The sequence below is a fragment of the Pelagibacterium lentulum genome (genome assembly GCF_003992625.1).
Classification (GTDB): domain Bacteria; phylum Pseudomonadota; class Alphaproteobacteria; order Rhizobiales; family Devosiaceae; genus Pelagibacterium; species Pelagibacterium lentulum.
This window is the reverse complement of the sequence record NZ_RZMW01000020.1, coordinates 78,805-88,861: the sequence shown is the minus strand read 5'-3', so window position 1 is coordinate 88,861 and position 10,057 is coordinate 78,805. Positions and strand designations below refer to the sequence as shown.

Genomic DNA, 10,057 nt, shown 5'->3' with positions numbered 1-10,057 from the left:
TCCATCTCTATCGCACAACCCAAAGGCATAGCCGGAGGGCGCTTTGACATGGCTGAAAGGGGAGGCCGCTCTAAACCCGCTCAATAAACCGCGGTCAGAATCTCGATTTCGCGCTGGGCTCCGGGGCGGACTTCAAATTCGCGGTTATAGACATTCTCGCCCAGCTTGGCGATTGCGATATAGTCGCCTTCGGCCAGAACCGTGGCGGGGAAGGCACCAATTTCGGTATAGAGCGTTTCACCGTCGGTTGTCTGGATGGTCCATTCGACATCGGCGATGGCCTCGCCGCCTTCTTCGGAGACCAGTTTGAGCGAGATTTGCGCTGCCCTGTGGAACAGCGTCGCTTCGGTGATCTGTCCCGGTTCCACTCGCAGTTCGGAGCGGACGACGGCGTTAAGCTCGCCAAAGTGCGACTCGATGGAATAGACGCCGGCGTTGAGGTGGACGAGTTCGCCCGGCGAAACGCTTTCGGCGATGGTTGCTCTGCCGCCTGGTCCGTTCGAGTAAATGTCGAAGCGGAGCATATTAGCGGGAATAGGAACGTCGCCGGAGATCAAGGCCGCGAGCTGCAAGGCGCCAACTTCAAATGTCAGCGTCATGTTGTTGGGGCCAGGCTCGACGAAAATCGTATCGGATGCCTGGGCGCGCCCCAACGAGACATGCAAGACATATTCGCCAGGCGGCAGGCTGACATTGGCCGTCGCCTCTTCGGACTTGGCAGCCAGCGCCAATTCGCCACTGTCGTCGACCCGCGCTTCAAAAATGCGCCAGACCAAACCGCTGGGGATGATGGGGCCGTCATCGGTTATGCGGGCCGAGAGCGTTACGGGCTGAGGATCGGTGATGTGGGAATAATCAGGCCGTGCGACAATATCCATGTCGAATTCCCCGCCATCAATGACAATGGACGGATCGATTGCATCGGGGTCGTCCCGCAGTGCCAGCGGCTCTGTGCCACCGAATTCAACCGGACGAGGCGGCGGAATCGGCGCTTCGGAAGCGTCCGCTGCGGGAGCGTCCTCGTCGAGTGCCTCGGCGTCCTGCGCTATAGCGGCCGTTGAAAGGCCAAATGCCAGAAGCAGGGCGAGAAGGCTCTTAAGTTGCATTCGTCCACACAATTCCCAAAGTCTTGGTCGATGCCGGTGATTCCTAAAGGGCGATTAGGGAAAAGCTGTGTCATAAGGAAGAAAATAGAGCAAGCAATGAGGTTTCCTGATTAATGAGCGAAAACGCAGTACTTAAAGACTACTTTCTGTCGCGGCGAACTGTGACCGCTCCATTTCTGGCCGAGCCAGGGCCCGATGCGCGGCAGTTGCGCGAGATGCTCACTATTGCAAGCCGGGTTCCCGATCACGGCAAGCTAGCGCCGTGGCGCTTCGTGATCTACGAGGGCGAAGCGCGTCAGAAGATCGGCGAGAGGCTTGCTGAAATTGCCGAGCGCACCGGCCGGGCCAAGACAATCGAGGAAGCGGATTTCGAGCGCGGGCAGTTTCTTCCCGCTCCGTTGACCGTTGGCGTTATCAGCACTGCCGCGCCGCATGTCAAAATCCCGGAGTTCGAGCAACTTCTTGCTGCAGGCAATGTCTGTTTCAACCTTTGCCACGGCGCCAATGCGCTCGGTTTCGGTGCCCATTGGGTTACACGCTGGTTCGCTTTCGATTCCGATGCGTCTGAAATGCTTGGTGCGCGCGCCGGTGAGCGCTTTGTCGGGTTTGTGCATATCGGTACGCCGCAAACCCGCCTTGAAGATCGGGACCGGCCCGATATCGAGGCCATCACGACACGTTGGGAAGGTTAACCGGAGATTAACCTTGGTAGGATTTAGTTAACCATATCGTTTCGAACGTGATTCCGGGTTCGCCAATGGCTTCGTCCGTCCAGTCCATTCCGCAGCATCTGGCCTATGTCATCGACAAGGCAGGGCAGCGCAATGGTGTGGATTTCGACTATCTGGTGCAGACGGCAATCCGGGAAAGCAGCCTCAATCCCGATGCCAGGGCGAGAACATCGTCGGCAACGGGGTTGTTTCAATTCATCGAGAGTACCTGGTTCGAGGTGATGAAGGCTGAAGGCCCTCGGCTTGGCTATCAGGATTTCGCCGACCATATCGAGGAGAATAACGGCGAGTTTTTTGTCCGCAATCCAACGGTTCGGCAGCAGATTCTCGATCTGCGCCGCGATCCCCAGATTGCCTCGGATATGGCTGCAGCCTTTACCCGGCGCAATGGGGAATATCTGCACCAGAAGTTCGGCCGTATGCCCAGTCCTGGCGAGCTCTATATCGCTCATTTCCTTGGAGCCCGTGGGGCCGAGCGCTTTTTCGAAGCCGGTTTGACGCGACCCAACGCGATTGCTGCAGAGCTTTTCCCGCGACCGGCGGCAGCAAACAGACCGATTTTCTATGACAATGGCCGCCCGCGCACTGTACGCGAAGTCTATCAGGTGCTGGTGGCGCGCCATAACAATGCCCCGCCGGCCAGTGCCGCATTTGCGGCGCAGCAAATGAGTGGCGAGCGTCCCGTGCAGACGCCGCTGCCCTCGCGCTTCGAGCTAGAGCAACAAGGGCCGCCCTTGCCCCCCGGCATGACGTTCACATCGCTGTTTTCAAACAATGCGGAAGGTAAGTCCGGCTCTCCGGTTGCGGGCAATGATGCCCCGCGTTCTGGTCGTGCGCTGTTCTCCGGGTTTTACAGTGGAGAGTAGTCCCCGCCTAAACATGGTGAACCAATCCTTAAGGCTTGGGCGCTAGATTTGGCGCAATTGTCTGGGGGATGCGTATGGTTGCCTATCAGCGTTATGTTGAATTGTCTCAGTCTGGCGATAGTGAGGCGCGTGGTCAGGCCGCCCATCTGGCGGCAATGGCTTATCTCAAGCATCGTGGGCCTGCAGATGAACAGGCCGCGCTTTATGCCGCGTTGATGAATTTTCTCGACGATCCTTCGGTTAAAGTCCGCGCCGCGCTGGCTTATGGCTTACTCCATGCCGACCACGCTCCGCGTCCGATCATGCTGGCTTTGGCTCAGGATGCTCCCGTGATCTCCCGCGCCGTCGTGCAATTCTCGCCAGTGCTGCTCGATGCCGATCTCATGGGCATCATGCGTTCGGGCGATCCGGATATGCTGGCGGTCATGACGGTTCGGCCAAGCCTGAGCATCCGGGTTGCCTTGGCATTGCTGCGTTTAGGCATTCCCGATCTTTGCGTCCGGGTTCTTGGGCGGGAGGACCTTGAGTTCCCGGCAGATGATCTCATGGCCACCGCCGATCGCTGGGGCGACGATGCCAGGGTGCGCGGTGCCTTGCTCAAGCGTCGCGACCTGCCAGGGCTGGCCCGGCATTATCTCGTGGGCCGGGTTCGTGCCGCACTCTCAGATTTGCGCATTGTCAAAGGTTCCGTGCAGCCCCGTCGTCTGGAAAGACTCATGCGCAATGCCTGTGACCGAGCAACGACGGCGATCGGAGAGCGCGAGGCGGGCAGGGGAAATCATGCGTTTGCCGTCGTTCTTGCGGATACGGACCAGATCAGCACCCGCGTTCTGCTGCATGCGCTCATGCATGGTCATGTGCTGTTTTTCGCAGAATGCCTCGCGCATCTGTCGCAGATTTCGCGCAGCAAGGTTTTCACTTTGCTGGATAGCGGCAGCCGCGCGGCGCTGCACGCGATATTTTCGCGTTGCGGTCTTGCCCCGGCAGTTCGCAACCTTCTGGCACGGCTGGTCTTTCACGCGCGCAAGGCCGACCTTGCCGAAGATCTCGCCGCCCGGCATTTTGTCGTTACCGTTCTGATTGAGGAATTGATCGTCGAACATGACGGCGATATTCCGCCTGCGCTTGATGAAGCCTTCGCTTATCTCAATGAGCAGAATATCGAACTTGCCCGAGAGGCAGCGCGCGGCGTCATGCCGGCCTTCGCCAGTGAGATGCCCGACGCCGTAATGGTGCCCGAGGTGCAAGGTGAGGCGCCACTGGCATTACCGGCGGCCTGAGCCGGTCAATAACGGAACTGCTCGATCAGAATGCGTTCATCCAGGCTATGGCCGGGATCGAACAACAGCGTAACGGCGTGGCGCCGATCCTCGAAGACCCTGACCTCGCGCACGTCCTCAAATTCAATATTGTCGGCAACCGCGCTGACAGGGCGTTTTTCCGCCTCCAATGTACTGAATGTGATATTGGCACGGTTCGACACGATAGCGCCACGCCAGCGTCTTGGCCGGAAGGGCGAGATTGGCGTCAGGGCCAGCAGTGGTGCGGTAATCGGCAGGATAGGGCCGTGGGCGGAAAGATTGTAGGCGGTCGAGCCAGCGGGTGTTGCAACGATAATGCCGTCGCAGATCAACTCGTTGAGTCTGATTTCGCCATCGATGCTGATGCGGATTTTCGAGGCTTGGTAAGACGATCGGTAAAGCGACACTTCGTTAAGCGCGAGCGCTTCGCTGGATTTCCCTTCCGCATCGACCACCTGCATCTTGAGCGGATGGATGGTGGTGGGCAGGGCAGCCCTGAGCCGAACGGCCAACGCCTCGGTGCTGAACTCGTTCATCAGAAAGCCGATGGAGCCGAAATTCATGCCGTAAACGGGAATGCCGCGATCCATGACGCTGTGCAGGGTTTCGAGCATCAGCCCGTCGCCGCCCAGTGCGACGATGATTGAGGCATCGTCCATGGAGGCATTTCCGTGAATCGCGATCAGTTGATCGCGTGCCTGCAGGGCCTCATCGGTTTGGGACGACACAAAGGCCACCTTGCCATCGGTATATAGCGCCAAGGCACCAGCCTCCCTGCCGGAACTTATTCACGTTCGATCATAGGCGTTTAACATGGCCCGGCGTTCGATGCTACTGTCCGCGGCCGTTCGGCTGTCCACTCTTGAGGTGGAGTGACGCACCAGGCTCAGATTATTCTGGGCCGGGTTTGTTGAACCCTGTTGATGTGCTTGGCAGGACGGCATTCGTTGCCGCAAAAGATGTTCAATCACACGCGCGAATCGACGTTCTTGCCAAGCGCGACCAAGAGGTGTTCGCCCAATCATAAAAGCCGGGCCGCAACGGTCTGATGGCGCTTCGAGAAATCAACGATTTCATGGGGCTTTGCTGGTGCCGGCAGCAGGACTTGAACCCGCGACCCTCTGATTACAAATCAGATGCTCTACCAACTGAGCTATACCGGCACTGGCGTGCTAGCTATCACTGCGTCGAGCGGGATGCAAGTGTGTCTTGCGGCTCGGATGCAAGTTCTGGTTCGGGCCCCGTTCCGGCCCGGACGGCGAAGATGTTGCGGTCTATCTCGGTCAAGGCCTTCATGGTCAGTCCCTTGAAGATGGGCTCGGCAGCGTCGTGGATAAGGTCGATTTCAGGCAGTCCGTTGATTCTGCCCATCAATGAAGCCGAGACGCCATCGCGCATACCCTGCTGCATCAAACCAAATGCACTTACGGTTGGTCCCAAAAGCACAAGGCGATCGAGATCAATGATCGACATCAATCTGGCAATGCCGTGGCCTATGGCAGCGCCCGCACGCTGAAAGGCATGGATGGCATTGCGGTCACCTGCATGGGCCCGTACCACGATTTGCTGGAAGTCGGCTTCCGGTACTGCGGTTGCCGGCGGGGCGTGATCAGGCACCGAGTAAGCGCTGCGCAGTATGCCGTAATCGGAGGCGTAAGCTTCGATGCATCCTCTGGCTCCGCATCGGCACAGTGCCCCGTCGACGATGTGCGGCATATGTCCAAACTCGGTGCCCAAGTCGTCCTCGGCGCCTGCGCGTGTAGAAAAGCCTAGCCCCATGCCGATAGTCGAACCGACGTAAATGGTCGCAATCGTCAGATGACCATCGTTGGGGCGCAACCAGCGCACACCTTCGGCCATCAGCCGGCCTCGTTTGAACAATTGAGCGGGAACGCCGAACTGGTCCTGTATTGGGCCGATGAGGTTGTGCTGGGCAAGATGCTGCAGCGGTGACCAGCGCATACCCTTGCCGTTTGGCGCCAGAATGCCCTGAACCGAAATCGAGATATTGCGCAGAGCGGGAGCAGCATCGGGATTGCGGTCACACATGACTCTTATGCGTTCGATCAGATAGTGTGCCGGTGCGTTCTCGGCAAAAACATCCGGTGTAATTGTCGCCTCGAAACGATCCCGCAAGGTTCCGGCATAATCGAGCAGCGACAGTCGGCATCGGTTTACATCCAGCTCGATCGCAATGACATGTGCGGCCTCGCGATTGTGTCCGACTTTGATGGCCGGACGCCCACGTCCCTTGTTGTTGGGGTCGGCGTCTTCAAGCTCTATGAGAATACCCTGGGCGACAAGCTCGGATGCGATGGCCGTGAGGGAGGCGTTGGAAAGCCCCGTGCGCGCAGCGATCTGGGTGCGCGACATCGCGCCTTCGCGCCGCAAGACGCCAAGCACGAGTTCCCGGTTCTGACGCCTGACCATTTCCGTATCTGCGACGCCTCGCGCCACGGCTGCCTCCCAGCGTTCGTTGCTGCCGACTCTTAAGGCCTTGCTACAACATGCGCATCAATTTTTTCAGTTCTTGTAAAAATCATTGTTGACTCTGATGGGGCGGCATGCAAATCGTTTTTTCGGGTATTGAAATAAATATCCGGGACGAGCGGTGACTCAGGAGGAGATGCCGCTTTTGGAGGCTTATTCGTCTTTATCGATTTGCGGGCACTGGATGTCCGCGGGAGGAAATTTCATGAAAAATCTGGCTGCGGTCCTGCTTGGCACGACCGTTCTTTTTGGGTTAGCTGGCGCTGCAAGTGCTCAGGAGATCACGGTCGGGGTTTCCTGGTCGAACTTTCAGGAAGAGCGCTGGCAGACTGACGAAGCTGCAATTCGTTCGGCTCTTGAAGCAGCCGGTGCGCGTTATATTTCGGCTGACGCGCAGTCATCACCTTCCAAGCAGCTTACCGATGTCGAGAGCCTTATCGCGCAGGGCGCAGATGCTCTGATCGTGCTGGCGCAGGACTCGGACGCAATCGGTCCTGCCATTGCCGCCGCTGTTGCGGAAGGCATTCCGGTGGTTGGTTATGACCGTCTGATCGAGAACCCGGACGCGTTCTACCTGACCTTCGACAACAAGGGCGTTGGCCGTTTGCAGGCCCAGGCCGTATATGCTGTTCAGCCGACAGGCAACTATGTCTTCATCAAGGGCTCCAGCACCGATCCCAACGCAGACTTCTTGCATGAAGGGCAACTTGAAGTGCTGCAGAATGCCATCGATGCAGGCGATATTGTCAATGTTGGTGAAGCCTATACCGATGGTTGGTTGCCGGAAAACGCGCAGCGCAATATGGAGCAGTTCCTGACTGCGAACGACAATAATGTCGATGCGGTCGTAGCTTCCAACGACGGCACCGCCGGCGGCGTTGTGGCTGCACTTGCCGCACAGGGTCTTGCAGGCTCTGTACCGGTTTCGGGGCAGGATGGCGACCATGCCGCTCTAAATCGGGTTGCTCTTGGCACGCAGACCGTTTCGGTCTGGAAGGATGCTCGCGAGTTGGGCGCCAAGGCCGCTGAAATTGCCTTGCTGCTGGCTGGCGGTGCCGGACTTAACGAGGTTCCGGGTTCGGTTGTCTTTACCGATGGTCCGACCGGCGTGGCAATGAACGCGTACTTCCTGGCTCCTGTTCCCATCACTCGGGACAACCTCAACATCGTTATCGACGCCGGTTGGGTGAGCAAAGAAGTCGTTTGCCAGGGTGTTTCGGCTGGTACGGTTGCTGCCTGCGACTAATTTTATTGATTGCTAAAATCGCCAGTGGATGCCGCGGTTACTTTGCCGCGGCATCCTGCTTGGCCTGTACCAACACTCCAGAGGAGGGGCATTGATGGCCGATCAGAACGCCATGTCATCTTCAAATACGATCCAGATATTGGGCAATAATCCGGTTTCGCGTTTTTTTAGCGCAACAGAACTGGATACGCGGCTGCTTGGCATGATCGGCGCGCTTGTGCTGATCTGGCTGGGCTTTCATGTCATGTCAGGCGGGCTTTTCATAACGCCTCGTAATCTCTGGAATCTTTCAGTGCAAACATCGTCGGTCGCAATCATGGCGACTGGCATGGTCCTCGTTATCGTCACGCGCAATATCGACCTTTCGGTTGGCTCGATCCTTGGCGTTCTGGCGATGCTGATGGGCGTCATGCAGGCCGAAATCCTGCCGCGCCTGATAGGGTTCGGTCATCCTGGGTTATGGGTTCTGACGCTTGGCTACGGTATTGTGCTGGGGGCAATAATTGGGGGCATCCAAGGCGCGATCATCGCATATCTGCGCGTGCCGGCCTTTGTCGTAACGCTCGGTGGCATGCTCGTGTGGCGCGGCTCGGCATGGTGGATGACCTCGGGCCGCACTGTGGCTCCGCTCGATTCGACGTTCCAGCTCATGGGCGGTGGGCCGGGCGGCTCGATCGGTGCGACTGCGAGTTGGTTTGTGGCGGTGCTCGCTTGCATCGGCATAATTGCCTATCTCGTTTATGCGCGACGGCAACGTCGCCGGTTCAATTTTCCGCAGCGTCCGCTTTGGGCAGAAGGGGTTCTTGCGGTTCTCGGCTGTTCGGTCGTGCTTGGCGCAGTGGCGGTATTCAATGCCTATCCGTGGCCGGTGCGCATCGCTGCCAATTACGCCGAAGCTAACAATATTCCCGTACCTGAGGGTGGCCTGTTCATCTCGCACGGCATTGCGGTGCCTGTTCTCATTGCGATTAGTGTCGGCGTTGTCATGACGTTTCTTGCAACCCGCACGCGGTTTGGCCGCTATGTGTTTGCTCTGGGTGGCAACCCCGAAGCAGCGGAACTGGCGGGTATCAATACCCGCTGGGTGACGGTAAAGATCTTCATGCTTATGGGCGCGCTTTGCGCCATCGCAGCAGCGATTTCCTCGGCCCGGCTCAATGCTGCCACCAACGCTATGGGTACGCTCGATGAGCTTTACGTCATTGCGGCTGCGGTCATCGGGGGAACATCTCTTTCGGGCGGTGTGGGGACGATCGTTGGCGCGATGATCGGTGCGCTTGTCATGCAGTCACTACAATCGGGGATGGTGCTGATGGGGCTCGACAGCCCTCTGCAGAGCATCGTTGTAGGTATCGTTCTGGTATTCGCGGTCTGGCTCGATACGCTTTATCGCAACCGGGCACAGTAAGGGTTTGTTGAATATGGTACAAACAGCTTCAAAACCGCTGGTCGAACTCGAAGATATCTCCATCGCGTTTGGCGGTATTCGGGCGGTCGATGGTGCATCGGTGGACCTTTATCCCGGCGAGGTCGTTGGTCTGCTCGGCCATAATGGCGCGGGCAAGTCCACACTGATCAAGATTCTCTCGGGAGCCTATAAACGCGATTCCGGCGACATCCGGATCGACGGACAGGAAGCGACGATCAACAATCCGCGCGACGCCAAGGCATATGGGATCGAGACGATCTACCAGACTCTTGCAGTAGCCGATAACGTGGACGCGGCGGCAAACCTGTTTCTGGGACGTGAGCTTGTGACGGCCATCGGCACTCTCGATGACGTTGCGATGGAGGCCAAGGCTCGCGAAGTCATGGGGCGGCTGAATCCCAATTTTCGGCGCTTCAAGGAGCCGGTCAAGGCCCTTTCGGGCGGCCAGCGTCAGTCTGTGGCAATTGCGCGCGCCATTCTCTTTAATGCCCGCATTCTGATCATGGACGAGCCAACGGCCGCTCTTGGCCCGCAAGAGACAGCGCAGGTCGGCGAACTCATTATGCAACTGAAAGCCGATGGCATCGGCATTTTCCTGATCAGCCACGATATTCATGACGTATTCGATCTGGCAGATCGCGTGTGCGTTATGAAAAACGGGCAGGTCGTGGGCACCGCCAAAACGACCGATGTCACCAAGGACGAAGTGCTTGGCATGATCATTATGGGGAAATGTCCTCCGGGTGCTATTCCCGGTCCCGGTGCGATGAAAAGCTGAACGGCACAATAGACGATTTGATGCCGGGCGAGGTGCGTGGACCTTGCCCGGCGTCTTTGCTTTATGTCATCCTCTTTGAAAACAGATAAAGATTTCAGTTTATTGAGGAA

General features: G+C 57.9%; 9 protein-coding genes and 1 tRNA gene. 6 read left to right on the top strand and 4 right to left on the bottom strand.

The features are described from left to right. Positions 1 to 80: 80 nt before the first annotated feature. Positions 81 to 1,106, bottom strand: a complete 1,026-nt coding sequence (locus tag EO133_RS06060; protein ID WP_127071765.1) for a hypothetical protein — start codon at positions 1,104 to 1,106, stop codon at positions 81 to 83. 113 nt (positions 1,107 to 1,219) lie between these two features. Here EO133_RS06060 and EO133_RS06055 point away from each other — a divergent pair, with 113 nt between their 5' ends. The 3 genes from EO133_RS06055 (at position 1,220) to EO133_RS06045 (ending at position 3,983) form a co-directional block, all read left to right on the top strand. Continuing rightward, the gene (locus tag EO133_RS06055) at positions 1,220 to 1,798 is read left to right on the top strand and encodes a nitroreductase family protein (protein ID WP_127071764.1); all 579 of its coding nucleotides are present in this window, start codon (positions 1,220 to 1,222) and stop codon (positions 1,796 to 1,798) included. Between the two features lie 65 nt (positions 1,799 to 1,863). After that, the gene (locus EO133_RS06050; protein WP_127071763.1) at positions 1,864 to 2,703 is read left to right on the top strand and encodes a transglycosylase SLT domain-containing protein; all 840 of its coding nucleotides are present in this window, start codon (positions 1,864 to 1,866) and stop codon (positions 2,701 to 2,703) included. A 74-nt stretch (positions 2,704 to 2,777) separates the two neighbouring features. Next, the gene (locus EO133_RS06045; protein ID WP_164734907.1) at positions 2,778 to 3,983 is read left to right on the top strand and encodes a DUF2336 domain-containing protein; all 1,206 of its coding nucleotides are present in this window, start codon (positions 2,778 to 2,780) and stop codon (positions 3,981 to 3,983) included. A 5-nt stretch (positions 3,984 to 3,988) separates the two neighbouring features. On the opposite strand, the gene EO133_RS06040 is transcribed toward EO133_RS06045, so the two are convergent. The 3 genes from EO133_RS06040 to EO133_RS06030 form a co-directional block, all read right to left on the bottom strand. After that, the gene (locus EO133_RS06040) at positions 3,989 to 4,765 is read right to left on the bottom strand and encodes an NAD kinase (RefSeq protein ID WP_127071761.1); all 777 of its coding nucleotides are present in this window, start codon (positions 4,763 to 4,765) and stop codon (positions 3,989 to 3,991) included. A gap of 326 nt (positions 4,766 to 5,091) precedes the next feature. After that, positions 5,092 to 5,167, bottom strand: a tRNA-Thr gene (locus EO133_RS06035). Between the two features lie 16 nt (positions 5,168 to 5,183). Continuing rightward, positions 5,184 to 6,461 carry an ROK family transcriptional regulator gene (locus tag EO133_RS06030; protein ID WP_127071760.1) on the bottom strand — a complete coding sequence of 426 codons (1,278 nt, stop codon included), beginning with the start codon at positions 6,459 to 6,461 and terminating at the stop codon, positions 5,184 to 5,186. A 238-nt stretch (positions 6,462 to 6,699) separates the two neighbouring features. On the opposite strand from EO133_RS06030, the gene xylF reads away from it, so the two are divergent. The 3 genes from xylF to EO133_RS06015 all read left to right on the top strand — a co-directional run bounded on the left by xylF (position 6,700) and on the right by EO133_RS06015 (position 9,947). Further along, the gene (gene xylF / locus EO133_RS06025) at positions 6,700 to 7,740 is read left to right on the top strand and encodes a D-xylose ABC transporter substrate-binding protein (RefSeq protein WP_127071759.1); all 1,041 of its coding nucleotides are present in this window, start codon (positions 6,700 to 6,702) and stop codon (positions 7,738 to 7,740) included. A 94-nt stretch (positions 7,741 to 7,834) separates the two neighbouring features. After that, positions 7,835 to 9,148, top strand: coding sequence for a sugar ABC transporter permease (locus EO133_RS06020; protein ID WP_127071758.1), 1,314 nt, complete (start codon positions 7,835 to 7,837; stop codon positions 9,146 to 9,148). A gap of 13 nt (positions 9,149 to 9,161) precedes the next feature. After that, the gene (locus tag EO133_RS06015; protein ID WP_127071757.1) at positions 9,162 to 9,947 is read left to right on the top strand and encodes an ATP-binding cassette domain-containing protein; all 786 of its coding nucleotides are present in this window, start codon (positions 9,162 to 9,164) and stop codon (positions 9,945 to 9,947) included. The last annotated feature ends 110 nt before the right edge of the window (positions 9,948 to 10,057 follow it).

Excerpts from the sequence above, each read along its gene's own strand:
- EO133_RS06060 (WP_127071765.1), bottom strand. The coding sequence starts at position 1,106 with ATGCAACTTAAGAGCCTTCTCGCCCTGCTTCTGGCATTTGGCCTTTCA.
- EO133_RS06055 (WP_127071764.1), top strand. The coding sequence starts at position 1,220 with ATGAGCGAAAACGCAGTACTTAAAGACTACTTTCTGTCGCGGCGAACT.
- EO133_RS06050 (WP_127071763.1), top strand. The coding sequence starts at position 1,864 with ATGGCTTCGTCCGTCCAGTCCATTCCGCAGCATCTGGCCTATGTCATC.
- EO133_RS06045 (WP_164734907.1), top strand. The coding sequence starts at position 2,778 with ATGGTTGCCTATCAGCGTTATGTTGAATTGTCTCAGTCTGGCGATAGT.
- xylF (WP_127071759.1), top strand. The coding sequence starts at position 6,700 with ATGAAAAATCTGGCTGCGGTCCTGCTTGGCACGACCGTTCTTTTTGGG.
- EO133_RS06020 (WP_127071758.1), top strand. The coding sequence starts at position 7,835 with ATGGCCGATCAGAACGCCATGTCATCTTCAAATACGATCCAGATATTG.
- EO133_RS06015 (WP_127071757.1), top strand. The coding sequence starts at position 9,162 with ATGGTACAAACAGCTTCAAAACCGCTGGTCGAACTCGAAGATATCTCC.